Annotated in this window: 26 protein-coding genes; 13 read left to right on the top strand and 13 right to left on the bottom strand. The window is 70.2% G+C overall.

Annotation, left to right across the window (positions count from 1 at the left end; all coding sequences use genetic code 11):
* Genes D7X30_RS17180 through thiE form a run of 3 tightly spaced genes read right to left on the bottom strand, consistent with a single transcriptional unit; the run spans position 1 to position 2,184 of the window.
* Positions 1 to 741: a bifunctional hydroxymethylpyrimidine kinase/phosphomethylpyrimidine kinase gene (locus D7X30_RS17180; protein ID WP_120564009.1), complete on the bottom strand. Its 741-nt coding sequence runs from the start codon at positions 739 to 741 to the stop codon at positions 1 to 3.
* Positions 738 to 1,505 (bottom strand): gamma-glutamyl-gamma-aminobutyrate hydrolase family protein, encoded by a 768-nt coding sequence (locus tag D7X30_RS17175; protein ID WP_120564008.1) that lies wholly within the window; start codon positions 1,503 to 1,505, stop codon positions 738 to 740. The genes D7X30_RS17180 and D7X30_RS17175 overlap by 4 nt, the downstream gene beginning before the upstream one ends.
* A 19-nt stretch (positions 1,506 to 1,524) precedes the next feature.
* Positions 1,525 to 2,184, bottom strand: a complete 660-nt coding sequence (gene thiE / locus D7X30_RS17170) for a thiamine phosphate synthase (RefSeq protein ID WP_120564007.1) — start codon at positions 2,182 to 2,184, stop codon at positions 1,525 to 1,527.
* 93 nt (positions 2,185 to 2,277) lie between these two features.
* Between thiE and D7X30_RS17165 the strand changes: the two genes are divergently transcribed.
* From D7X30_RS17165 to D7X30_RS17155, 3 genes are read left to right on the top strand one after another with little or no spacing between them, the layout of a single operon-like run.
* Positions 2,278 to 2,583, top strand: coding sequence for a hypothetical protein (locus D7X30_RS17165; protein ID WP_120564006.1), 306 nt, complete (start codon positions 2,278 to 2,280; stop codon positions 2,581 to 2,583).
* The gene (locus D7X30_RS17160) at positions 2,580 to 2,891 is read left to right on the top strand and encodes a DUF1844 domain-containing protein (protein WP_120564005.1); all 312 of its coding nucleotides are present in this window, start codon (positions 2,580 to 2,582) and stop codon (positions 2,889 to 2,891) included. Before D7X30_RS17165 ends, D7X30_RS17160 begins: the two co-directional genes overlap by 4 nt.
* A complete protein-coding gene (locus D7X30_RS17155; protein WP_199724369.1) occupies positions 2,888 to 3,550 on the top strand; it encodes a hypothetical protein in 663 nt (220 codons plus the stop codon). The genes D7X30_RS17160 and D7X30_RS17155 overlap by 4 nt, the downstream gene beginning before the upstream one ends.
* Before the next feature lie 51 nt (positions 3,551 to 3,601).
* On the opposite strand, the gene D7X30_RS17150 is transcribed toward D7X30_RS17155, so the two are convergent.
* Positions 3,602 to 4,120 (bottom strand): hypothetical protein, encoded by a 519-nt coding sequence (locus D7X30_RS17150; RefSeq protein WP_199724368.1) that lies wholly within the window; start codon positions 4,118 to 4,120, stop codon positions 3,602 to 3,604.
* Between the two features lie 255 nt (positions 4,121 to 4,375).
* On the opposite strand from D7X30_RS17150, the gene clpB reads away from it, so the two are divergent.
* Entirely contained in the window at positions 4,376 to 7,000 is a 2,625-nt protein-coding gene (clpB, locus tag D7X30_RS17145; protein ID WP_120564003.1) for an ATP-dependent chaperone ClpB, read from the top strand.
* Between the two features lie 70 nt (positions 7,001 to 7,070).
* On the opposite strand, the gene D7X30_RS17140 is transcribed toward clpB, so the two are convergent.
* A complete protein-coding gene (locus D7X30_RS17140) occupies positions 7,071 to 7,811 on the bottom strand; it encodes a glutathione S-transferase C-terminal domain-containing protein (RefSeq protein WP_120564002.1) in 741 nt (246 codons plus the stop codon).
* Between D7X30_RS17140 and D7X30_RS17135 the strand changes: the two genes are divergently transcribed.
* Together D7X30_RS17135 and D7X30_RS17130 are read left to right on the top strand one after the other, a co-directional pair.
* Entirely contained in the window at positions 7,743 to 8,660 is a 918-nt protein-coding gene (locus D7X30_RS17135) for an NADPH-dependent F420 reductase (RefSeq protein WP_255424205.1), read from the top strand. The genes D7X30_RS17140 and D7X30_RS17135 overlap by 69 nt on opposite strands.
* 45 nt (positions 8,661 to 8,705) lie before the next feature.
* A complete protein-coding gene (locus D7X30_RS17130) occupies positions 8,706 to 9,230 on the top strand; it encodes a 2'-5' RNA ligase family protein (RefSeq protein WP_120564000.1) in 525 nt (174 codons plus the stop codon).
* Here D7X30_RS17130 and D7X30_RS17125 read toward each other — a convergent pair.
* The gene (locus D7X30_RS17125) at positions 9,211 to 9,630 is read right to left on the bottom strand and encodes an arginine repressor (RefSeq protein ID WP_120563999.1); all 420 of its coding nucleotides are present in this window, start codon (positions 9,628 to 9,630) and stop codon (positions 9,211 to 9,213) included. The two genes, D7X30_RS17130 and D7X30_RS17125, sit on opposite strands and share 20 nt — an antisense overlap.
* Before the next feature lie 180 nt (positions 9,631 to 9,810).
* On the opposite strand from D7X30_RS17125, the gene D7X30_RS17120 reads away from it, so the two are divergent.
* From D7X30_RS17120 to argC, 7 genes are all read left to right on the top strand, one after another.
* A complete protein-coding gene (locus D7X30_RS17120) occupies positions 9,811 to 10,815 on the top strand; it encodes an N-acetylornithine carbamoyltransferase (RefSeq protein ID WP_120563998.1) in 1,005 nt (334 codons plus the stop codon).
* A gap of 61 nt (positions 10,816 to 10,876) precedes the next feature.
* Positions 10,877 to 11,803 carry an acetylglutamate kinase gene (gene argB, locus D7X30_RS17115; protein WP_120563997.1) on the top strand — a complete coding sequence of 309 codons (927 nt, stop codon included), beginning with the start codon at positions 10,877 to 10,879 and terminating at the stop codon, positions 11,801 to 11,803.
* The gene (locus D7X30_RS17110) at positions 11,800 to 12,861 is read left to right on the top strand and encodes a M20/M25/M40 family metallo-hydrolase (protein ID WP_120563996.1); all 1,062 of its coding nucleotides are present in this window, start codon (positions 11,800 to 11,802) and stop codon (positions 12,859 to 12,861) included. Before argB ends, D7X30_RS17110 begins: the two co-directional genes overlap by 4 nt.
* A complete protein-coding gene (gene argH, locus D7X30_RS17105; RefSeq protein WP_199724366.1) occupies positions 12,854 to 14,203 on the top strand; it encodes an argininosuccinate lyase in 1,350 nt (449 codons plus the stop codon). Before D7X30_RS17110 ends, argH begins: the two co-directional genes overlap by 8 nt.
* 40 nt (positions 14,204 to 14,243) lie before the next feature.
* Positions 14,244 to 15,431, top strand: a complete 1,188-nt coding sequence (argG, locus tag D7X30_RS17100) for an argininosuccinate synthase (protein WP_120563994.1) — start codon at positions 14,244 to 14,246, stop codon at positions 15,429 to 15,431.
* Positions 15,432 to 15,435: 4 nt separating this feature from the next.
* The gene (locus D7X30_RS17095) at positions 15,436 to 16,497 is read left to right on the top strand and encodes a DUF1611 domain-containing protein (protein WP_120563993.1); all 1,062 of its coding nucleotides are present in this window, start codon (positions 15,436 to 15,438) and stop codon (positions 16,495 to 16,497) included.
* Entirely contained in the window at positions 16,494 to 17,564 is a 1,071-nt protein-coding gene (gene argC / locus D7X30_RS17090) for an N-acetyl-gamma-glutamyl-phosphate reductase (protein ID WP_120563992.1), read from the top strand. The genes D7X30_RS17095 and argC overlap by 4 nt, the downstream gene beginning before the upstream one ends.
* Before the next feature lie 4 nt (positions 17,565 to 17,568).
* Here the strand turns inward: argC and D7X30_RS17085 are convergent, their stop codons facing one another.
* The 7 genes from D7X30_RS17085 to D7X30_RS17055 all read right to left on the bottom strand — a co-directional run bounded on the left by D7X30_RS17085 (position 17,569) and on the right by D7X30_RS17055 (position 23,934).
* Entirely contained in the window at positions 17,569 to 18,240 is a 672-nt protein-coding gene (locus D7X30_RS17085) for a hypothetical protein (protein WP_233591617.1), read from the bottom strand.
* A gap of 22 nt (positions 18,241 to 18,262) precedes the next feature.
* Positions 18,263 to 19,060, bottom strand: a complete 798-nt coding sequence (gene truA / locus D7X30_RS17080; protein ID WP_120563991.1) for a tRNA pseudouridine(38-40) synthase TruA — start codon at positions 19,058 to 19,060, stop codon at positions 18,263 to 18,265.
* Positions 19,061 to 19,085: 25 nt separating this feature from the next.
* Positions 19,086 to 20,306 (bottom strand): serine/threonine-protein kinase, encoded by a 1,221-nt coding sequence (locus D7X30_RS17075; RefSeq protein WP_120563990.1) that lies wholly within the window; start codon positions 20,304 to 20,306, stop codon positions 19,086 to 19,088.
* Positions 20,307 to 20,339: 33 nt separating this feature from the next.
* Positions 20,340 to 21,326, bottom strand: a complete 987-nt coding sequence (locus D7X30_RS17070; protein WP_120563989.1) for a class I SAM-dependent rRNA methyltransferase — start codon at positions 21,324 to 21,326, stop codon at positions 20,340 to 20,342.
* Between the two features lie 14 nt (positions 21,327 to 21,340).
* Positions 21,341 to 22,669, bottom strand: coding sequence for an amidohydrolase family protein (locus tag D7X30_RS17065; protein WP_120563988.1), 1,329 nt, complete (start codon positions 22,667 to 22,669; stop codon positions 21,341 to 21,343).
* Positions 22,670 to 22,754: 85 nt separating this feature from the next.
* Positions 22,755 to 23,363: a hypothetical protein gene (locus D7X30_RS17060; RefSeq protein ID WP_120563987.1), complete on the bottom strand. Its 609-nt coding sequence runs from the start codon at positions 23,361 to 23,363 to the stop codon at positions 22,755 to 22,757.
* A 1-nt stretch (position 23,364) separates the two neighbouring features.
* Positions 23,365 to 23,934 carry a hypothetical protein gene (locus D7X30_RS17055; RefSeq protein ID WP_120563986.1) on the bottom strand — a complete coding sequence of 190 codons (570 nt, stop codon included), beginning with the start codon at positions 23,932 to 23,934 and terminating at the stop codon, positions 23,365 to 23,367.
* Positions 23,935 to 23,963 lie beyond the last annotated feature (29 nt).

Genomic DNA, 23,963 nt, shown 5'->3' with positions numbered 1-23,963 from the left:
TCAGTCCCGGCCGGTGCGCAGGTAGCCCGTGACATGCTCACGGGCCGCCCGCACCGCGGCCTCCGGCCCCGTGCCCCGGCCCAGCTCCGCCGCCAGCGCGGACGCCAACCGGCAACCCGTGCCCCGGCGCTCCGGGGGCCGCTTCAACCGGCGCCCCCGCATCACCACCGTGCGCCCTGAGTACACCAGCACGTCCGCCAGCCCCTGCCCTTCCGGCAGGTGCCCGCCCTTCACCAGCACCGCGCCGAAGCCGCGCTGACACAGCGCCTCCGCCGCTTCCTGCGCGTCCTCCACCGTGCCCAGCGCGGGCCGGCCCAGCAGCCACGCGGCCTCCTCCAGGTTCGGTGTCACCAGCACACGCGGGCCCGCGAGCGCCAGGTAGTGCCGGGGCGTCAGCCGCGACAGCACCTGCCCCCGGGAGGAGCGCACCACCGGATCCACCACCCACCACGCGTCCGCGTCCTTGAGCGCCGCCCTCGCCGTGGCCAGCTGTGACGGCCCGGGCACCACGCCCCACTTCACCGCGTGCAGGGGGCCCCACTCGCGCGCGGCCGACACCTGCGCGGCCAGCATGCGCGGGGACGCCGGCACCACCGCGAAGGTGTGCGAGCCCTGCGCCGTCTGGGCCGTGGGCACCGCCACCGCGTCGCCGCCCCGCGCCCGCACCGCGGCCACGTCCGCCAGGAGCCCGGCCCTGCCCGTGGGCTCCAGTCCCGCCAGGAGCAGGACGCGCGGCCTCACCGGCGGTGCTCTCGCGCCTTCTGCACCAGCGCCTTGTAGACGCCCAGGTGCACCGGGATGGTCCCGAGCATCAGCTCCGGGTGCCACTGCACGCCCAGCGCGAAGATGTGCGCGGTGGATTCAATCGCCTCCACCACGCCGTCCGGCGACACCGCGCTCACCGTCACGTCCGTGCCCGGCTTGTTCACCGACTGGTGGTGCGTGGAGTTCACCATCAGCTGCCCGTGCCCCACGGCCTCCGCCAGCAGCGTGCCGTTCTTCACCTCCACCGGGTGCTGCGGCTGGGTGCGGTCGTGCTTCTGCTCGTGGTCGCGCGCGCCCGGAATCTCTTTCAGGATGTCCTGGAACAGCGTGCCGCCCAGCACCACGGCCAACAACTGCATGCCGCCGCACACGCCCAGCACCGGCAGGTTGCGCTTGAGCGCGCCGCGGATGAGCTGCGCCTCGAAGGCCGTGCGGCCCTCCTTCAGCGGCCCCATGCCTTCGCGGACCTCCTCGCCATACGCGGACGGAGGGATGTCGAACGCGCCGCCCGTCACCACCAGCCCGGACACCCGCTCCAGGTAGGCGTCCACGCAGGACGGGTCGTCGGTGTACGGCAGCACGAAGGGCAGGCCCCCCGCGCGCAGGACCGCCTCCGCGTAGGGCACCTTCAATTCGTAGCGGGGAAAGGCGGAGTCGGCCGGCTGGGCCCAATCCGGGCTGAGGCCGATGTTGGGACGACGCGGTGTCGTCCCGTGATGACGCGGAGGCGGATGGTTCATGGTGGGGTACTCCCTCCGGTTAGAGGCCAGTCCCCCGCGCGCTGTCAAACGCCGCCGCCAGCTGACGCACCCGCTCGGCGATGTCCTGGGCGAGCAGGGCGTCGGACACCACCGCCGCGCCGTGCGCCCCCGTCGCCGCCACGCTCGCGATGTTGGACAGGCCCACCCCGCCAATGCCCACCACCGGCAGCGGGCTGTCGGCCACCACCCGCCGGAAGGCCTCCAGCCCCAGCACCGGCGCCGCCACCACCTTCGTCGTCGTGCCGAACAGCGGCCCCACGCCCACGTAGTCCGCCCCCGCCGCCCGGGCCGCCTTCGCCCCTTCCGTCCCCCGCGCCGTCACGCCCACGTACCGCCCCGGGCCCAACAGCTCCCGCGCCGCCTCCGGGGGCAGATCCTCGTCCCCCACGTGCACCCCATGCGCGTCCGACAGGAGCGCCAGGTCCACCCGGTCGTTGATGAGGCACACCGCGCCTGCCCGCCGGCACAGGGCCACCACCGCCCGGGCCGCGGCCAGCGCCTCCCGGGGAGGGGTGTGCTTCATGCGCAGCTGGAGCACCCGGGCACCGCCCCCAAGCAGCTGGCCGGCCTTGTCCACCAGGGGTAGCTCCGGGCGGATGCTGTCGTCGCACAGCAGGTAGGGGCCTTGGGGAAGCGGGGGGCGGGGCGAGACGTTCATCGGTTTCCGGGCCTGGGGACACCAGCGTTGACAGGCGCCCCTCCTGCTATAAGGTGCCGCGCTGTTTTCCAAGCAATTCCGAGGATTTGAATCATGGCTGAAGGCATCAACCCGAAGCACCTCGACAAGCGCACCGCCGAGCGCTACCAGCGCAGCGGCCAGGTGGACGAGGACGCGTACAAGAAGCACCTCGAGGAGCTGCCGGACGTGGCCGACAAGTCCGTCCCCATCGAGACGCTGATGGATGGCGACATCGACGACGACCTCGATGACGAGGACGACGACGATATGGACGACGACGCCTCCGACGAGGACGAGGCGGACGAGGACGAGGCGGACGAGGCGGACGAGGACAAGGCGGACGAGCCTGCCAACGAAGAGGACAAGGCGTCCGAATGAGCCCTTCGGAGAAGCGGGGTGAGACCTTCGTGATGACGGGGGAAGCGAGCCCCGCCTCCGAGGAGTCCCTGTCGTTCAGCACCTTTGTCGTCGGACTGGGCTCCGCCGTCCTCATCCACCTGGGTGGGGCGCCGAACCCGGAGACGGGCCGCATGGAGAAGGACCTGCCTTCGGCCCGGCAGAACCTGGACCTCCTGGCGATGCTCCGCGAGAAGACTCGCGGCAACCTCACCGCGGAGGAGGACAAGCTGGTGGACAACCTCCTGTCCGACCTGCGCCTGCGCTACGTGGAGGCAAGCCGGAAGTGAAGCCTGCTGAAGTCACCCGCCCGGGGGGATTGCCCCGGGGTGTGCGGATCGCCGCCGGGCTGTGCCTGATGCTCTCCACCCTGACGGGGTTCCTCGCCTGCAGCGAGGCCTCCGTCATGATGAACTTCGAGGCCCACCGCGAAGCGCAGCGGGAGCACACCCCCACCATTGCCCTGCTGGGCAAGGACCCCGCCGTCACCCAGGCCATCATGGAGGCGCAGCTGTCCGCGCTCTCCCCCATGCGCGAGTCCCGCGCCCTGGTGCTGACCGGGCTGACGGTGGCCTGCACCCTGCTCTTCTTCGCCTCCAGCCGCATGCTGCGCTCCCCCGACGGCATCCCCCGGAACGGCTTCCGGCAGATGCTGGGCGGCGCGGGCATCTTCGCCGCGCTGATGCGCACCATCGATGGGGCCCAGTGGACCGTCGTGGCCCGCCACACCAGCCAGGCCATGGTGGAGGGACTCAAGGGCCTGCCAGAGTTCCAGGACCCTGCCGCGTCGCAGCAACTCTACGCACTCGTCCCGTCCCTGATGACCATCAGCGCGGTGCTGCCCACGGTGCTCGTCGCCGGTGGCTTCGCCCTGCTCGCCCAGTACTTCCGCAGCGAGGGCGTGCGCGAGGCCATCCTCACGCTCGACGGGCCCACCGAAGACCCCTGAAGTCCGGGCAGGGCTGACGCGGCGCGGTGCGAACAGGCCGTCCGTGCTGCTTCAGCCCGCGTCCGTCTCCGCGCGAGGCAGCGCGGGCCCCAGGAGCAGCGCCTCCAGGGCGGCCATCGCATCCGCTTCCGAGCCGGCCGCCGTGCCCTCCAGCGGCAGCACGCGGGCCAGCGGGGCCTGGGGGATGCGCAGGAGCTCGTCCCGCGTCAGGCCGAACACGTACGCCAGGTGCCCCATGGGCCAGCGGGACTGGAGCCGGGCGAAGGCCTCGTCATCCAGCTCCTCCAGGGGACACGGCAGCTCCGCGTCCTCGTACACCACCTTCTCCCCACCCACCCGGCGGCCGTTGCCGTAGGCAATCACTTCTTCGCCTTCGTCCGCGTCGTACACGTAGGCGTGCACGGTGGCGTTGGCGGCTGCGGACAGGAGGCGGGCCAGGGCATGGTGCGCCGCGTACCAATGGGCGCCCTGCCGTCCCTGGGAGAAGGGCCCCAGGAAGGCCAGGCGCACCACCTTGCGGCGGCGGTTGATGGTGACGCGCAGCGCCGTGGCGGCCAGGACGCTGTCCATCGACAGGGCCTCCCGGGCCAGACGCACGAGCGCCAACCCGGAGAAGGTGTCGAGTCGAACGAGATAGCCGCCGTGCGCGTCCAGAGTGAAGCCCCCGAGGATGGGCGCCGCCTATAACCGACCCCCCCACCCCCTGGCAACTTCGCCACCACGATTACCCGGCCGCTTCCAGCGGCTCAAAGTATTCCGGGGAAAACGCCGGGCATACGGGCAGTGTCGCCTTGCCAAGGGGTCCCCGGCCCTTACGTTGAAGTCATGCGACTCGACAAATACACGGTGAAGGCGCAGGAGGCGATCCAGGAGGGTCAGTCCCTGGCCCGCCGGGCCGACAATCCCCACTACGAGCCGGAGCACCTCGCCGCGGCACTGCTGGGGCAGAAGGACGGCATCGTCGACCCTCTTCTGCGCAAGATTGGCGTGGACGTGAAGCTGTTCGCGGGCCGGCTGGGCGAAGCGCTCCAGAAGCTCCCGCGCATCCAGGGCGGCGAGAGCGCCATGCTCAGCCAGCGCCTGATGAAGACCTTCGACAAGGCCGAGGACGAGGCCAAGGCGCTGAAGGACGAGTTCACCTCTTCGGAACACCTGCTGCTCGCGCTGACCCAGGACAAGGGCGCGGTCGGCGAGGCCATGAAGTCCTCCGGCGTGACGCGCGAGCGCGTGCAGGCGGGCCTCAAGGAAGTGCGTGGCTCCTCGCGCGTGACGAGCGCCGACGCGGAGTCCACCTACCAGGCGCTGGAGAAGTACGGCCGCGACCTCACGGAGGCCGCGCGAAGCGGCAAGTTGGATCCCGTCATCGGCCGCGACGAGGAGATCCGCCGCTGCATCCAGGTGCTCAGCCGTCGCACCAAGAACAACCCGGTGCTCATCGGTGAGCCAGGCGTGGGCAAGACGGCCATCGCGGAGGGGCTCGCGCGCCGCATCGTGGACGGCGATGTGCCGGAGGGCTTGAAGAACAAGCGCCTCATCACCCTGGACCTGGGCTCCATGGTGGCCGGCGCCAAGTACCGCGGCGAGTTCGAGGAGCGCCTCAAGGCGGTCCTCAAGGAGGTCGCGGACGCGGCGGGCGAAATCGTCCTCTTCATCGACGAGATGCACACGCTCGTGGGCGCCGGGAAGGCCGAAGGCGCCATGGACGCGGGCAACATGCTCAAGCCGGCGCTCGCGCGCGGTGAGCTGCACTGCATTGGCGCGACGACGCTGGACGAGTACCGCAAGCACATTGAGAAGGACGCCGCGCTGGAGCGCCGCTTCCAGCCGGTGTTCGTGGGCGAGCCCACGGTGCACGACACCATCAGCATCCTGCGTGGCCTGAAGGAGCGCTACGAGGTGCACCACGGCGTGCGCATCCAGGACACCGCGCTCGTCGCGGCGGCCACGCTCAGCCACCGGTACATCTCGGACCGCTTCCTGCCGGACAAGGCCATCGACCTGGTCGATGAGGCCTCCAGCCGCCTGCGCATCGAAATCGACTCCATGCCCACGGAGATCGACGACATCCGCCGCAAGGTGACGCAGCTGGAGATTGAACGCGAGGGCCTGCGCAAGGAGACGGATCCGCACTCGCGTGAGCGCCTGGCCACCATCGAGAAGGAGCTCGCGAACCTGAACGAGAAGTTCAACTCGCTCAAGGCCCACTGGGACGAGGAGAAGAAGGCCATCGCGGCCCTGCGCTCGCTCAAGGAGAAGCAGGAGAAGGCGCGCAATGATCAGGCCGCGGCCGAGCGCCAGGGCGACCTGAACCGCGCGGCGGAGCTGAAGTTCGGCGTCATCCCGGGCCTGGAGAAGGAAGTCGCCGCGCAGAACGTGAAGCTGGCGGAGCTTCAGAAGAACCAGAAGTTCCTCAAGGAGGAGGTGGACTCCGAGGACATCGCCTCCGTGGTGGCCAAGTGGACGGGCATCCCGGTCTCCAAGCTGATGGAGGGCGAGATGCAGAAGCTGGTCAAGATGGAGGACCGGCTCGCCGAGCGTGTGATTGGCCAGCGCACCCCGATTGAGGCCGTGTCCAACGCCGTGCGCCGCGCGCGCAGCGGACTTCAGGACCCGAACCGCCCCATCGGTTCGTTCATCTTCCTGGGCCCCACGGGCGTGGGCAAGACGGAGACGGCGAAGGCGCTGGCGGAGTTCCTCTTCGACGACGACACGGCCATGGTCCGCATCGACATGTCCGAGTACATGGAGAAGCACGCGGTGTCCCGGCTCGTGGGCGCGCCCCCGGGCTACGTGGGCTACGAGGAGGGCGGCCAGCTGACGGAGGCCGTGCGCCGCAGGCCGTACACGGTGGTGCTCTTCGACGAAATCGAGAAGGCACACCACGACGTGTTCAACATCCTGCTGCAGATTCTGGATGAGGGCCGGGTGACGGACAGCCAGGGCCGCACGGTGGACTTCCGCAACACGGTGCTCATCCTCACGTCGAACATCGGCTCGCAGGCCATCCAGGAAGGCATGGCGGGCACGGACACGCTCAACGAGAAGACGCGCGGCGAGGTGATGGAAGCGCTGCGCGGACACTTCCGGCCGGAGTTCCTCAACCGCGTGGACGAGATCGTCATCTTCGAGCCGCTGCGCAAGAAGGACATCTACCGCATCGTGGACATCCAGCTGGGCAAGCTCCAGAAGCTGCTCCAGGCCAAGCGCCTCACGCTGGATCTCACGGAAGGCGCACGGGAGCTGCTGGCGGAGCGCGGCTACGACCCCACGTACGGCGCCCGGCCGCTGAAGCGCGCCGTGCAGAAGTACCTGTTGGATCCGCTCGCCATCAAGGTGCTGAACGGCGAGTTCGCGCCGGGCGAGCACATCCAGGCGGACGCGGGCCCCGACGGGCTCACCTTCGCCAAGGTGCTGGTGGACAACTCGAAGGGCGTGAAGCAGGCGGGGTAGCCGGCTTCACGCACCGGTGATTCACACGGCGGGCCGCCTTCCCTCACCGGGAGGCGGCCCGTGGTGTTTTTCAGGTGCGGCGGTGCTTGTCGTAGAGCGCGTCGCGCCACGCGAGCAGGTCCGGGAAGCGGGCGGCGAGCCCCGGATGGGTCCACACCTCGCGCGTGCCCGGCCCCATGGGCAGGTGCCGGTCCGCGGGCGGCCCCAAGAGCACGAGCATCGCCGCGGTGGTGATGTCCGCGTAGGTGAAGCCCGCGTCCAGCAGGTAGGGCCGGCCTCCCAGCGCGGCGCGCAGCTTTTCGTAGGAGGGGGCGACGGCGGCCTCGATGGACTCCGGAGAGGCGTCCGCCACCTGGTGCTTCTTCCCCACGAAGCGCATGCCCAGGCGCGCGGAGGGCGCGAACACCGTGCGCAGCCAGCCGGGGACGAACTTCGGCAGCATCTCCGCCTGGGCGCGGGTGTTGGTCAGCATGCGCGGCATGGCGTAGGCGCGCGCCAGGTCCAGCACGTGTTCGCTGAGGTCGTTCCACGCGGTGATGGCGTCTCCATGCCCGGCCGGGAAGAGCGGGCTGCCCTGCCCCACTCCTTCCGCGTGCTTCGCGATGGCGAACGAGCCGTGCGTGGCCGGCTGGGGCGGGTCCACGAGCAGCGGCACGGAGGGCTTCACGCCCGGCGCCACCTGCTTGCGCAGCCAGCGCTCCTGGATGAGGGGGACGTAGTCCTGGTAGCGGTAGGCGACGCGGTGGTGGTCCAACGCCCACCGGGCCTTCTCCGTCCAGCCCGACGACGTCAGTCCGACGAGGATTCGCATAGGGGGCGGGACCCTATCAAGGCGCGCGGGAACGCGCCCGGTGCCCGGGGGCCTCACGAAAAACCCGTCAGGTCCCGCGCATCGCGGAAAAGGGCCGCGCATCCGACCGGCGCATGCAGTCGTAGGACTCACTTTCCGGAGGAGGACGACATGAAGATCGGAATCATTGGCGCGGGGCTGATCGGCGGGACGCTTGCTCGCAGGTGGACCCAGCTGGGCCATGAGGTGTCCATCGCGAACTCACGCGGGCCGGACACCCTGCGCGACCTGGCGAAGGAGACCGGCGCGAAGGCCGTCACCGTCGAAGAGGCCGCGAAGGCGGGTGAGGTCGTCGTCGTGACCATTCCCCAGAAGGCGGTCCCCGACCTGCGGAAGGGCCTGTTCGCGAACGTGCCGAAGGACGTCGTGATCATCGACACGGGCAACTACTACCCCGTGCGCGACGGAAGCATCCCGGAGCTGGAGAACGGCAAGGTCGAGAGCGAGTGGGTCGCGTCGCTCATCGGCCGCCCCGTCATCAAGGCCTTCAACAACATCTTCTTCCAGAGCCTCCTGGAGAAGGGCACGCCGAAGGGCACGCCCGGACGCGTCGCGCTGCCCATCGCCGGGGATCCGCCCGAGCACCGCGCGAAGGTCCTCAAGCTCGTGGAGGAATTGGGCTTCGACGCCATCGACGCGGGAAGCCTCGCGGATTCGTGGCGCCAGCAGCCCGGCACGCCGGTCTACACCCACGACTTCGACGCGGCGGGCGTGAAGAAGGCCCTCGCCGAGGCCGAGCGCTCGCGCCTGCCGGAGTACCGCCAGAAGGCCGACGACTCCCTGCGGGCCTTCTTCGCGTCGCAGAAGTAGGCCCCTCTTGTGCCCCCGGGGCTTCGGACCGAAGGTGTGCGCCGCATGGCCGCCCTCTCCGAAGCCCCGCTGCTCGTCACCGCCGAGCTGGAGCCAGAAGCCTTCACGCGCCTGGACGGCCTGCGCCGCCGCTACTTCCCGCCCGAGCGCAACGTCATCCCGGCGCACGTCTCCCTCTTCCACCACCTGCCCGCGCACGAGCAGGACGCCGTGGAGGCCGCGCTCGAGGTCGTCACCGAGCGCCCCGCGCCTGGCTTGCGCTTCACGAAGCTGCGGAGCCTGGGACGCGGCATGGCGGTGGACGTGGAAGCCCCCGGCCTCTCTCCCGTGCACCGCGAGCTCTCCCGCGCCTACGTGGAGTGGCTCACGCCGCAGGACCGTCAGCCCTTCCGGCCCCACGTCACGCTGATGAACAAGGCCACGGTGGAGGAGGCGAAGGCCGCGCTCGTGGAGCTGGGCGCGGGCTGGTCCGCCTTTGAGTCGCACTCACCCGCGCTGCTGCTCTGGCGCTACCTCGGCGGCCCGTGGGAGTCCGTGCGCCGCTTCCCGTTCACGGGCCGCGCTGGATGAGCTCCTCCACCGCCTCGCGCACGTCCCGCAGGTACGACGGATCCCTCACCGCGATGAAGATGGTGTCGTCGCCCGCCACCGTGCCCGCCAGGCCCTCCACCGTCTCGCGATCCAACGCCAGCCCGAAGATCTGCGCGTAGCCGGGCGCCGTCTTCAGCACCAGCATGTTGGGCGGCGCTTCGATGATGGTCACGCGCGGCGCGAGCGGCACGGGCGCCACCGGCGGCTCGGCGCGCTGATAGCGCCCGTTCACCTTCTGCACGCTCAGCTTCTTCAGCCGCCGCGACAGCGTGGACTGGCTGGGCGTGTGCCCCGCCTCTTCGAGCAACGACTGCAGGACGAACTGATCCGGAACGTCCTGTCGGGAGATGAGCTGAAGGATGGCGTCGTCCAGGTTCATTCACGTTCACCATGCATGCGGCTGAATACGCACGCAAGGCGCATGAAAAATCCCAGTGAATGTTCTTGCGCGCTGCGCCGTTCTGCATAATATCCGCGCCTCCTTAAGGAATATGCACGAATTCAAGTGCATATTCAGCAGTCCCCATCCATCCGGCGCGGCCGGGGGAGCACGAAGCCCATGAAGCATGTCACCCGCATTCAGGACCTGGGCCCGGAAGGCGTCGAGGCGGTCCTCTCGCAGGCGGCCGCGTGGAAGCAGAAGGATCCGGGGTCCATCTTCCCGGGGAAGCTCCTGGGCATGGTGTTCTTCAACCCGTCCCTGCGCACGCGCACGTCCTTCGAGGCGGTGATGCTGCGCGCGGGCGGGCACGCCATCGTGCTCGACGTGGGCTCTGGCGTGTGGAAGCTGGAGGACCGGCCCGGCGCGGTGATGAACGCGGACCGCGCGGAGCACATCAAGGAGGCGTCGCCCGTCCTGTCGCGCTTCGTGGACATGCTCGGCATCCGCACCTTCTCCCAGGGTGGCGGTGACGAGGAGGACGAGGCCGACCCCGTCATCAACGCCTTCCGCAAGTGGGCCACCGTGCCGGTGGTGAGCATGGAGTCCGCGCGCGAGCACCCCTGCCAGGGCCTGGCGGACGCGCTCACCCTGCGCGAGACGTTCGGCACCACGAAGAAGCTGCCGGTGACGCTCACCTGGGCGCCGCACATCAAGCCGCTGCCCAAGGCCGTGCCCAACTCCTTCCTCCTGTCCGCGGCGGCCGCGGGCTGCGAGGTGCGCGTGGCGCATCCGCCGGGCTTCGACCTGCACCCGGCCGTGCGCGCGGAGGCGGAGGCGTACGCCAAGGCCACCGGCGGCAGCATCACGTACACGCACGACCAGGACGAGGCGCTGGTGGGCAGCCGCGCCGTGTACGCGAAGTCCTGGGGCCCCACCGCCCAGACGGCGAGCACGCCCACGGACGTGGCGGCGCTGCTCGCGTCGTACTCGGGGTGGATGCCCACGCGCCGGCACATGGCGAAGGCCGCGAAGGACGCGGCGTTCCTCCACTGCCTGCCCGTGCGCCGCAACGTGGAGGTCGCCGACGAGGTGTTGGATCACGCCAGCAGCCGCGTCGTGGATGAGGCGGGCAACCGCTACCACGTGCAGCGCGCCCTCCTGGCCTGGATGCGCGGCGGCTGAGCCGTAGAAGCCCGCCGCCCCACCCTTCTTCGTCCCCTTTTTGCTTTTTCAGAGGTCCACCGTGCCTTTGTCTCCCGACCCGTACGCCGCACTTCGCAACGCGGCGAAGTACGTGAAGCAGTTCCGCAGCAAGACCTTCGTGGTGAAGCTGGGCGGAGCCGTGCTGACGGATCCGCGCACCCGAAAGACGGCGTGCGAGCAGATCGCACTCCTGTGGGCCTTCTCCATCCGCCCCGTCGTGGTGCACGGCGGCGGTCCGGAGCTGGACTCGCTCTGTGACGCCCTGCACCTGCCCATCGAGAAGGTGGCTGGCCGCCGCATCACCTCCGCGCCCGTGCTGGACGCGGCGAAGATGGTGCTCGCGGGCAAGCTGCACACGGACCTGCTCGCGGACCTCCAGGCCGCGGGTGTGCCCGCGGTGGGCCTGTCTGGCGTGGACGCGGGCCTCATCAAGGCGCGCAAGCGCCCGCCCGTGCTGGTGACGGAGCCCGGCGAGACTCAAGGGCGCATGGTGGACTACGGCCTCGTGGGCGACATCGAGTCCGTGGACACGCGCGTCGTGGAGCACCTGCGCTCCGCGGACTACGTGCCCGTCATCGCCCCGCTGTCGGGCGGCCAGGACGGCGCCGTGTACAACACCAACGCGGACACGGTGGCGGCGGCCCTGGCGGCGGCGCTGCACGCGGAGAAGCTGTTCTTCATGGTGGAGGTGCCGGGGCTCCTCAAGGACGTCTCCGACCCGTCGTCGCTCATCTCGCTGGCCACGCTGTCGGACCTGGCGTCCCTGGAGGCGGAAGGGCGGCTCACGGGCGGCATGCGTCCCAAGGCGCACGCCATGCGCCACGCGCTCGTGGGCGGCGTGGGCAGCGTGCACCTGGTGAGCGGCAAGCAGTCCGACGCCCTGTTGGAGGAGGTCTTCACCAACGAGGGCAGCGGCACCATGGTCGTGCGCGAGCACCCGGTGAAGCACGGCGAGGCCAAGGGTTGAACCCCGCCGAGCTGCTCACCGCGCTGGTCGCCACGCCCAGCGTCTCCGGCGACGAGGCCCGCATCGCGGACCTCGTCGCGGGCCATGCGGAGTCCTGGGGTGCCCGCGTGCACCGCCAGGGCCACAACGTGTGGTTCAGCGTGGGCAGCGGGCCGAAGCGCCTGCTCGTCAACTCGCACCTGGACACGGTGAAGCCGTGCGCCGGGTGGAACACGGAGCCGCACGAGGCCGTGTGGAAGGACGACACGCTCTACGGCCTGGGCGCCAACGACGCCAAGGGCTGCGTCACCGCCATGCTCCTCACCGCGAAGGCGCTCCTGGAGGAAGGTGCGCCGAAGGGTGTCGAGTGCGTCTTCGCGCTCACCGCCGAGGAGGAGACGGGCGGCAAGGGGCTGGGGCCGCTGTTGTCCACGCTGGGGCCGCTGGACGCTGCCATCGTGGGCGAGCCCACGTCGCTCAAGCCCTGCACGGCGCAGCGGGGCATGTTGCTTTTGCGCTGCGTGGCGCACGGCAAGAGCGGCCACGTGGCGCACGCGCATACAGGAGGGCTGGACAACGCCATCCTCAAGGCGGCCCGGGACATCCAGGCCGTGTCCGCGCTGCGCTTCCCCGCGCACCCGCTGCTGGGTGAGGCGCGGGCGCAGGTGACGCAGGTGTCCGGCGGACTGGCTCGCAACCAGGTGCCGGACCGGTGCGAGTTCTTCGTGGACCTGCGCACCACGCCGGGCATGGACCACGCGAAGGTGGCGGAGGAAGTGGGTCAGGCGCTGGAGAGCGAGGTGGTGGTGCACTCCGCGCGCTACCTGCCCAAGGGCACGGACGCGTCGCATCCGCTGGTGCGCGCGGCGGTGGTGGCGTCGGGCCAGGACACGGTGGGCTCCAGCACCACGTCCGACTGGGCGTTCCTGGGAGACCTCCCGGCGGTGAAGGTGGGCCCGGGCGACACGCTCCGGAGCCACCAGGCGAACGAGTACCTCACGCGCGCGGAGCTGGAGGCGGGGCTCGCGTTCTATCGACGACTGCTGCACGGCTATGCCGGGGAGGTGTCGCGTGGCTGAGACATTGTGGGGCAAGGGCCAGCCGCTGGACGCGGCCATCCACGCCTTCACCGTGGGCGACGACCCCGTGGTGGACCTGTCGCTGGTGCCGCACGACGCGCTGGGCAGCGCCGCGCACGCGCGCATGCTCGCGCACGTGGGGCTGCTCACGCCGGAGGCCGCCACGTCGCTCGTGAGCGCCCTGCACGCGCTCCACGACGAGGCGCGCGCGGGCCGCTTCACCATCCGCCCGGAGCAGGAGGACGGCCACACCGCGCTGGAGGCCGCGCTCGTGGAGCGCACCGGCGAAGCGGGCAAGCGCATCCACCTGGCGCGCTCTCGCAACGACCAGGTGCTGCTGGCCCTGCGCCTGTTCATGCGCGAGGAGCTGCTCGCGCTGGGTGCGCGCACGGCGGAGCTCGCGGGCACGTTCCTCGACTTCGCGGAAGCGCACGCGGACCTGCCCCTGCCCGGCTACACGCACCTGCGCCGCGCGATGCCGTCCACGTTCGGCCTGTGGGGCATGGCGTTCGCGGAGGGACTGCTGGAGGAACTGGAGGCGCTGAAGGGCGTGTGGGGACGGCTCGACCGCTGCCCGCTGGGCGCCGCCGCGGGCTTCGGTGTGCCGCTGCCCATCGACCGTGAATATGTCGCGCGGTTGCTCGGTTTTAGTCGAGTTCAACGCAGCCCCATCGACGCGCAGGACAGTCGGGGGCGGCATGAAGCGGCGCTGCTCACCTGGGCGTGCTCGGTGGCGGGCACTCTGGAGAAGTGGCTTTGGGACGTGCAGCTCTACAGCATGGACGAGTTCGGCTTCCTGGCCCTGCCGGATGCCTTCACGACCGGCTCGTCCATCATGCCGCAGAAGAAGAACCCGGACGTGGTGGAGCTGGCCCGGGGCCGCTGCCGCGAGCTGCGGGGCCTGGCGCACCAGGTGGAGGCGGTGGCCGGAGGCCTTCCCTCCAGCTACCACCGTGACTTCCAGCTGCTGAAGCGCCCCACCCTCCAGGCCCTCACCAGCGCGAAGGCGCTGTTGGAGGTGCTCTCGCGGCTGGTGCCCGCGCTGAAGGTGAACGCGGAGAAGGCTCGCGCGGCGTGCGACGACACGCTCTACGCCGCGCACCACGCCTACGCGCTCGTGGCGAAGGGCCAGCCCTTCCGCGACGCGTACCGGGAGGTGGGCCGTCAGCTCAACGACGGCAGCTTCCAGCCGGACCGCGGCGCGCTGACGGCCACCCACCTGGGTGGCGCCGGAAACCTGGGCCTCGCCACCGCGCGCGAGGAACTGGCGGATGCGCGCGACTGGCTCACGCGCACCCACGCACAGCAGGCACAAGCCGCTTCGCGCGTCTGGGCCCCCTGAACCCTTCCTCACCCCCTTTCGCAGCAACAGGAGTCCGAAGATGAGCAAGAAGTCCGTGGTGCTGGCGTTCTCCGGCGGCCTCGATACCGCCTTCTGCACGGTGTACCTGCGCGAGCAGGGCTGGGACGTCACCACCGTCACCGTGGACACGGGCGGCTTCCCGCCCGAGCAGCTGGAGCGCATCCAGGCCCTGTCCCAGAAGCTGGGCGCGGTGGCGCACCACACGGTGGACGCGCGCGACACCCTGTTCCAGGGCTACCTGCGCTTCCTCATCGCCGGCAACGTGCTGCGCGGCCAGCTCTACCCCCTGAGCGTCTCCGCCGAGCGCGCCTGCCAGGCCGTGGAGGCCGTGCGAATGGCGGAGAAGCTGGGCGTGCAGGCCGTGGCCCACGGCAGCACCGGCGCGGGGAATGATCAGGTCCGCTTCGACGTGGCCTTCCGCACGCTCGCGCCGCAGCTCCAGCTCATCACCCCCATCCGCGACCTGGCGCTCTCCCGTCAGCAGGAGATCTCCTTCCTCGCGGAGCGCGGCTTCCACATGCCGGCGAAGACGGGCACGTACTCCGTCAACGAGGGCATGTGGGGCACGTCCGTGGGTGGCCGCGAGACGCTGGACTCGTGGAGCACCCTGCCGGAGGCGGCCTTCCCCGGTGGTGAAATCCCCACCGACCTGAAGCCCATGCCGCTGATCATCTCCTTCGACAAGGGCGTGCCGGTGGCGCTGGACGGCAAGGCGCTGTCCGCGGTGGACGTGGTGGAGAAGCTCAACGCGCTGGGCCGGCCGTACGGCATCGGCCGGGGCGTGCACCTGGGCGACACCATCCTGGGCATCAAGGGCCGCGTGGGCTTCGAGGCTCCGGCGGCGCACCTGCTCATCGCGTCGCACCGCGAGCTGGAGAAGCTGGTGCTGTCGGGCAAGCAGCTCTTCTGGAAGGAGACGGTGGGCAACCTGTACGGGTCGCTGCTGCACGAGGGGCACTTCTTCGACCCGGTGGTGAAGGACCTGGAGGCGTTCCTCGCCTCCTCGCAGGACCGCGTGACGGGCGAGGTGAAGCTGGTGCTCACCCCGCGCGCCCACGTCGTGGAAGGCGTGCGTTCGCCGCACTCGCTGATGGACGCGAAGGTGGCGACGTACGGAGAGGCCAACGTGTTGTGGACGGGGACGGAAGCGGCGGGGTTCGCCAAGCTCTACGGCGTCGCGCAGATGCTCTCGCAGAAAGCGAAGTGACGACATGAAGATCCACGTCGACAAGGTGGGAAGTGTCACGCGCAACCTCCAGGTGGGGCGCACGGTGCACCTCACGGATGAGGTGAAGTGCGAAGAGGGCGCCGTCATCGCGGTGCGCATCCACGGGGAGAAGAGCGTCTACAACCAGTTGGAGGACGTGAACGGCCGGCTCGTCACGCTCCACGCGGGCGACATCGTCGTGGGCGCGCTGGGTCACCGCAACGCGCTCCACGGCTACGAGGGCATCGTGCCTTCGTCCGTCACGGTGGGCGACAGGCTCCACATCCTCAACATGGGCGGCGTCATCGGGAAGTGCACGTCGCACAACCCGGGCGTGGGCGCGCCGTTCGAGGCGGAGGTGCTGGGCCAGGTCCTCACCTTCCCGGAGTTCCAGTCGCGCGCGGGGCAGCACGCGCACATCTCCACCGGCGCGCTCAAGGGCACGTCGCGGGCGGTGACGTGCCCGGTGGTGTACGTGGTCGGCACCTGCATGAACGCGGGCAAGACGTACGCGGCCAGCGTGGTGGTGCGGAAGCTCTCCCAGGCGGGATACCGCGTGGGCGGCGCGAAGCTCACGGGCGTGTCGCTGATGCGCGACACCCTGTCCATGCAGGACAGCGGCGCGGACGTGGTGATGGACTTCACCGACGCGGGCGTCGTGTGCACCGGCGCGCGCACTGCGTCCAAGGTGGCGCGGATTGTCTTTTCGGAGATGGCGGCCCAGGACGTGGACGTCATCGTCGCGGAGACGGGCGACGGCATCATGGGCGAGTACGGCGTGCAGGCCATCCTGGCGGACCCGGAGCTCAAGGCGCTGGGCGGCGCGTTCATCCTGTGCGCGAACGACCCGGTGGGCGCGGCCGGCGGCGTGCGGCACCTGCGCGAGGTGTACGGCATCGAGATGGACATGGTGGCCGGGCCCGCCACGGACAACGCGGTGGGCGTGCGCTTCGTGGAGCAGGTGGTGGGGCTGCCCGCTCGCAACGCGCGCGCGGATCCGAACGCCCTGGGGAATCTCATCGTGGAGAAGCTCGCGCCCAAGCTGGGAGCGGGGAGGAAGTCATGACGTCGCCTGCGAACATCTACATCCTGGGGGCCTCCGGTTTCGGCGGAGGCGAGCTGTTGCGGCTGCTCGCGGGCCACCCTGGCAACGCCGGCATCCGCGTGGTGTCCCGGCACCACGCGGGCTCGCCCATCCACAAGGTGCACCCGCACCTGCGCGGCCTGGTGGACGGCCGCTTCGAGGCGGAGCCCGACTGGCGCTGGCTGGCGGACTCGCAGCGCCCGGTGGTGTTCAGCGCGCTGGGGCACGGCGAGCTGGCGTCGCAGTTCGCCGGGCTGGAGAAGCAGTGGGCGGACGCGGGCCTCACGGACCGGATGCTGCTGGTGGACCTGTCGTCCGACTTCCGCCTGGACCACCCGGGCCGGTACGCGGGCGCCTACGGCCGGCCGCACCCGTCCCCGGACCTGCTGGGCACGTTCACCTACGGCCTCACGGAGTGGAAGCGTGAGCAGGTGAAGACGGCGAAGCGCATCGCCAACCCGGGCTGCTTCGCCACGGCGGTGCAGCTGGCGCTGCTCCCCATCGCGGCCACGCCGGGGCTGGGGCTCCTGGCGGTGTCGGGTGTGACGGGCTCGTCCGGCTCCGGGTCGCTGCCGGGCGAGGGCACGCACCACCCGACGCGCGCGCATGACTTCCGCGCGTACAAGCCGCTGGAGCACCAGCACGAGGCGGAGGTGGAGGTGATGCTGGTGGCGCACGGCGCGCAGCGGCACCGGCTGGCCTTCGTGCCGCACTCGGCGCCCATGGTGCGCGGCATCTTCGCCACGGTGCAGTTCGAGTGGCCGGAGCACGGCGGCGCGGTGGTGACGCAGTCGCTGACGGAGAAGTACCGCCGGTACTACGAGGGCTCGAAGTTCGTGCGCATCGTGGAGGGCACGCCGCGCGTGGCGGCGGTGGCGGGCAGCAACTTCTGCGACATCTCCGTGGCGACGAAGGGTCGCTCCGTGGCGGTGATGGCGGCGCTGGACAACCTGGTGAAGGGCATGGCCGGCCAGGCCGTGCAGAACTTCAACGTGGCCCTCGGCTTCCCCGAGGACACCGGCCTGCGCCAGGCGGCCTGCTACCCGTAGGCCCTCAGGCCGCGGGCGTCTTCGGCACGTCGCCCGGGGGGGAAGCACTCCCCTCGGGCGTGGCGGGCTCACCCGCCGCTGGTGTTTCTTGCGTCATGGCCGGAGCCTCGACGGCGGCGCCACCCTCGCGCTGCTCCAGGCGAGCGCCCCCGGCCTCCGCGGCCTTGAGGAACTCGTCGTACTCCGACTTTCGGGCGGCGGCCTTCGCCTCGGCATCCGCGGAGCCCTTCTCGGCGGCGGCGCGGCCCGCGCGGATGGCCCGGGCGCTCAGCAGGATGCCGCCCACGAAGGCCACGACCCGCAACGCCGACGCGAAGCTCCAGCCCGTGGAGAGCCCCTCAAAGCCATCGCGCACGAAGTTGAGCGCAATCACGAACACGCCACCAGACAGCGCGGCCCCCACTGCGGTGGTCCACGTGCGCAGCGCGACGATGCGCGCGGCGCCGTAACAGAGCGTCGGCAGCACCGCGAGCACCCACAGGTTCTCCAGCGCCACCGCCACCGGGATGCGCAGGAAGTCGGACGGCAGCGCGTTCACCCGCGCGTGCAGGCGCAGCACCAGCGACACGCTGAGCATGGCGCCCACCACCAGCGACAGGAAGCCCAGTCCGACGATGAACTGGAAGCGGCGGACGCGGACGCGCAGGGGCTCGAGGGCACTGGGTTTGGAGCTCACGGCCCGAAAGCCTACCGCACTCTCACCCTTCGTCCTCTTCCCCGACAGCCGCGTCCCCCGCCGAGCGAGGAGGCGGGCCGTCGCCGTAGAAGACCTCCTCCATCACCAGCCCCTGCGGCGGGGCGGTGGCCCCGGCCAGCTTGCGCTCGCGCGAGGCCAGCACTTCGGCCACCCAGGCCTCGGGGCGGCGGCCCTTGCCCACCTCCACCAGCGTGCCCACCAGGTTGCGCACCATGTGCTTGAGGAAGGCGGTGCCCTCCACCACGAAGGCCACGGTGTCTCCGGACGTGCCTTCCACGCGCACCTGCCGGATCTCGCGCACCGCGTGCTTCGCCTGGCAGTCCGCGGCGCGAAACGCGGAGAAGTCGTGCCGGCCCACCAGGGCCTGGGACGCGCGGCGCATGGCCTCCACGTCCAGCGGGGCGAACACCTCCCAGTGCGTCGTGCGCAACAGCGGAGACCGCGTGCGCCGGTTGCTCACCCGGTAGCGGTAGCGCTTGCCGCGAGACCAGCGGCGCGGGTCGAACTCCGGCGACACCTCCTCCGCGGCCACCACCGCGATGTCTGGCGGGAGGATGCCGTTGAGGCCCATGGTGTAGGCCTTCATTGGCAGCACGCGCTGTGTGTCGAAGCTGGCCACCTGCCCCGTCGCGTGCACGCCCGAGTCGGTGCGGCCTGCGGAGGCCACGAACACGCGTTCCCCCAGGAGCTTCTGGAGCGCGTCCTGGAGCGTGGACTGGATGGACGGGCCATTGGGCTGCACCTGCCAGCCCACGTACCGGGTGCCTTCGTATTCGAGCGTCAACTTCAGCCGGGGCATGGGCAAGGCAAGCAAAGGCACGCGGTCAGCGCGTCTTCAGCCACCCCTCCAACACATCCGCCGCGAGCTTCGCCAGGGAGACGTTCGCCTTGCGCGCCTGGGCCTCCAGCTTCTCGTACAGCGCCGGGTCCACCGTCAGCGCGAGCAGGCGCGGCTCGGTGGCGGGGAGGTCGTCCATGCGCATGGCCTCCGTGGGCGGGCCGTCCATGGACGCCGCCACCTCCGACAGCTCCAGCGCCATCTCCGACGTGGGCGCGGAGGACTGGCGCGTGGACAGGCGCTTCAATTCCTGCGGACGTTCGTCCTCGAAGAGCTGCTTGACGAAGTTGGCCAGGTGCAGCGGCGAGGGCGTGAAGTCGTAGGACTCCAGGAAGGCGTCCAGGTCGCGCTGCATTTCCAGCGCCGTCTGGTAGCGGCGCTCCCGGTCGCGGGCGAGCGCGCGCATCAGGATGGCCTCCACGCGCTCCGGCAGGTCCTCGCGGAAGTACGACGGCGCGTAGATTTTGGCTTCCGTGATGCTGCGCATGACGGCGACGTCGGAGTCGCCGGTGAAGAGCTTGAAGCCGGTGAGCCACTCGTAGAGGACGGTGCCCAGCGAGAAGATGTCGCTGCGGCAGTCCAGCGGCCGGCCCAGGCACTGCTCCGGGGACAGGTAGCTGAGCTTGCCTTTGATTTCCCCCGACCGCGTCTCCTCCACCTGGTTGGCGGCCTTGGCGATGCCGAAGTCCAGCACCTTCACCGAGCCGTCGAAGGCGACGACGATGTTCTCCGGCGTCACGTCACGGTGGACGATGTTGAGCGGATTACCGTAGCGATCCTTCTTCTGATGCGCGTAGTGCAGGCCCGCGCAGACGCAGGAGGCGATCTTCAGCGCGTACACCATGGGGAAGGGAATCCCCAGGGACTCGGCCTTGGGCACGACGCGGCGCATGTCCCGGCCGGACACGTACTCCATGGCGATGAAGTAGCTGTCGACGATCTTCCCCAGGTCGTGGATCTGCACGATGTTGGGGTGGTTGAGCTGGGCGGCCAGCCGCGCCTCGTTGAGGAACATCTTCACGAAGGCCGCGTGCTTGGACAGATGCGGACGGATGCGCTTGATGACGATGGGCGTCTCTTCGCCGCTGGCATCCAACTGGTGCGCGAGGAAGATCTCCGCCATGCCCCCCACGGCGATCCGATCGATGAGCCGGTAGTTGCCGAAGCGGAACGCATCGCGCGGGGGCGAGGAGGCGGCGGGAGCCATGGAAGCAATGTAGCCGCGCCCCGCCCGGAGGCGCTAACGAAGTTGGACGACGTGCACCTTGAGTGCCGGTTCCTCACCTGGAGGTGTCGGAAAGTCGAGCCCCGAGGGACCGAGCGTCCCCACTGTCTTCCCCGTCCTGCCAGCCCGCGTCACACCTTCCAGCACCATGGTTTCGAAGCGGCGCGAAGGCAGTCCCGCCAGGTTGCAGCAGGCGACCAGACGGCCCCTCGGGGCCACCACCTTCGCTGCGGCCTCGGCCAGCCGGGCGTAGTCGCGAGCGGCGGAGAAGCGCGTCGTCTTGGTGGTGGAGAACGACGGAGGGTCCGCGACCACGACGTCGAAGGACTCCCCCTTCTTCGCGAGCCGCCCGAGCCAATCGAAGACATCGCCCGCCACGTAGTCGTAGCGCTCCACGGATTGGCCGTTGAGGCGCGCGTTCTCCTCGCCCCATTCGAGCACGCGGCGGCTGGCGTCCATGTTGAGCACGCGCTTCGCGCCCCCGGCGGTCGCGGCGACACCGAAGGCGCAGGTGTACGCGAAGAGGTTGAGGACGGTGAGGCCGGAGGCCTGGGCCTGGAGCCACGCGCGGGTGTCGCGCATGTCCAGGTAGAGGCCGACGGAGAGGCCCTGCCCCGGACGGATGTGGAAGGACAGGCCGTTCTCCTTCGCGACGAAGTCCTCCACGGGTTCGCCCCGAGCGGCGGACTCCGGAGCGAGCGAGTCCTTCGCCACGTTGGCGAGCACGCGCGCCTCACGGGGACGGCGCTTCAGGTAGACGCTCCGAGGCGTCCACGCGGAGACGGCGGCGTCGAGCAGCGTGACCTCCTCGGCATCGGTCAGGTCACGGTAGAGGCTGACCACGACGACGTCGCCGAAGAGGTCCGCCGTCACGTCGGGCACGCCGTCCGCGGCGCCGTTCAGGAGGCGGAAGGCGGAGGTGGCGGGGTCCGAGAGCAGCGGACCCCGGCGGGCGCGGGAGGCGCGCAGCAGGTCCACGAGGCGGGGAGGCAGGGCACTCACGCGCCCCTTCTACCCTACGAACCCAGCCGCGCGCGGGACCAGACGTGGCCGAGCGCGGCGGCGGCGTCCCGGGCCAGGTCCACGAAGTCGGTGCCCAGCAGCTGTCCTTCGCGGACGCAGACGCGGCCATCCACGATGGTCCACGCCACGCGGGCGGCGGTGAGCTGCCCCAGGAGGAAGGGCGAGTAGCCCGTCTCCGGATCCGCGGCGGGGATGGCGTCGTAGACGACGAGGTCCGCGATGCTGCCCTCCTCCACGCCGCCCGACGGCTTGCCGTACAGGCGGGTGCACAGCTCCGCGGGACCGCTGACGAACAGGTGCGCCAGCGAGTCATCCAGGTCCGGCATGCGGCCGGAGCGCGCCAGGGACAGCATGCTGACGAGCGCCCCGGCCAGCTCCTCCTGGAGGGTGCCATGACCGCCGGTGCCCAGGCCCACGAGGTGGAGGCTGGAGAGCGCGCCGTCGGCGGATTCGGCCGCGCGGTCCATGGAGCGCGTGGCGCGGGGCGTGAGGGCGATGAAGGTGCCGGAGGCGGCCAGCCGCTCGGACTCGGAGCGCTCCACGGCGCGCGGGTAGCCGGCGATGGCGTGGGGGCCCAGCAGGCCCAGCGCGTCCAGGCGCGGCACGACGCGGCGGCCGTGCGTGGCGTAGGTGGTGGAGAGGTCGTCCTCGTTCTCCGCCAGGTGGAACACGACGGACGCGTTCAGCTCCTCGCGCAGCCGCGCGATGCGGGACAGGAGCGGGTCCTCGCAGGTGTAGGACGCATGGAAGCCGAGCGCGCCACGGACGCGGGGGTGTTCGCGGTAGCGGCGGACGAAGTCGGCGTTGGCGTCCGCCTGGGCGTTGGCCACATCAGCGCCGTCCAGGCTGTGCGTGGAGTGGGACGTGACGAGGCGAAGGCCCAGCGTGTTCGCGGCGCGGGCCTGGGCCTCCAGGCCACCGGCGACATCAGTGGGGCACGACAGGTGGTCCACGACGAGGCTGACGCCGTCGAGCAGCGCGCGGGCGGCGGCGAAGCGGGTCAGGACCTCCACGTCCTCGGCGGTGAGGAGGTTGGCCACCGAGCGCATGCGCTCCAGTCGCGAGCGGGGCTGGCGCAGGAGGAAGTCGCCATTGGGGGGCAAGAGCTGCCCGTTGACCATGTGCGAGTGACAGTCCACGAGCCCGGGGGCGACGAGGCGGCCTCGACAGGCCACTTCCCAGTCACCGGGGAGCACGGGCACCTCGGCGTCCGGAGCGACGCGGCGGATGATGCCCTCTTCGACCACGACGGCCATGCCGTGGCGGACGCGACCGTCCGCACGGAACACGGCGCAGTTCTTCAGAAGCAGTCGGCCTTCCATGGACCTTCCCGTTTTAGCACGGGGTGGGTGGAGGATGAACCCCGTCTCCTACGGAGAGTCCCCGAGGGGCGGATCCATGCAGGGCTCAGTCCGAGTAGAGGCAGTGCATCGTCACCGGATCGAAGACCGCATTCTGTCCCTGGCCGAAATCGACCCCCACGTAGGGAGGGATGGGCATCATGAGGCGAATCCTGACGGGATCAGGTTCTGTCTTGAACTGGAAGGTAACGGGCTGCTCCAGCAGCCACGCCTTCGCCCGCGCGTACTCCTCCTCCGACAAGACCCCATCGGCCCGGCTCGAAAATGCCCGAACCCGGGGCTCGTTGTCCTGAAGCATGGCCTTGAGACGGCCCCATTCCCCCCAATGCCTGCCGGCAACCTGAGACAGGGACGACGACATCGCGAGAAGTGACAGCAGGGTCAGTGGAGGGAGCACCCTTCGCCAGAGCCGGACGATCCGGTCGGACTCCCTTCGGGCGAGGAAGAAGAAACAATAGCCAACCAGGATGAACAACCATCCGCAGAGCGCAACCTCCGCGAGCAGGTCCGCGGCAGGTGGATCGCCGGGAAAGGGGTGTGAATCCGCCAACAGGAGCTCGCCCAGCCCCAGGAGACTCAGCACGACCAAGACGCCCACCGACGGCACGAACCAGCACAGCAATCCGATGATCCCCAGCCGGGTAGATGTTTTCATTTCAGTGTCGCGATGTTCCCTGCGTGAGCAGTGACCAGGCAGCAGGTGCCATGGGTTCACCTACCAGTTCATGCGTCTCGGGCTTCCACCGCGAGGGAGCCATCCCCAGGTCCCGGAAGAATCGCTCGTTTCCCCAGACGGTGCCAAACCCCTCATGGCTGCAGACGAACAGCTTCAGCTTGGGGCCTTCGAACAACTGGAAGTCGTCCCAGCCGTCGATTCCCTTCCAGAGGCTCTCGTCGTTCAGGGGCAGGCGCACGCCGCCATCCGTCCGGCACCGGACCCACAGCGTGGCACTGGAGCCAGACGTCGTCCCCGGCCAGGACGAAACCCACCGCGACTCCACCGCCGCCCCCCGGATCCGCTCGAAGTCACGCTGAAGGCGCTTCAACTCCGGCGTGGGCACGACGACGTCCGCGCCGTCGACCCGCATCCGTCCCCGCCGGATGAGCGCGAAGTGCGTCGATGACCGCCACGCACGCTCCAGCAATGCCTCCAGGTGCTGCGTCCTGCCCAGCGGCAAGCAGAACTCCCCAGCCACCTCCAGGACCTCTCTTCTCACTGAAGCCATGGCCTTGATCCTCGCTGCGCAACGGAAGC

The organism is Corallococcus sp. AB011P (assembly GCF_003611605.1).
Taxonomy (GTDB): domain Bacteria; phylum Myxococcota; class Myxococcia; order Myxococcales; family Myxococcaceae; genus Corallococcus; species Corallococcus coralloides.
This window is presented reverse-complemented; position numbering and strand designations above follow the sequence as displayed.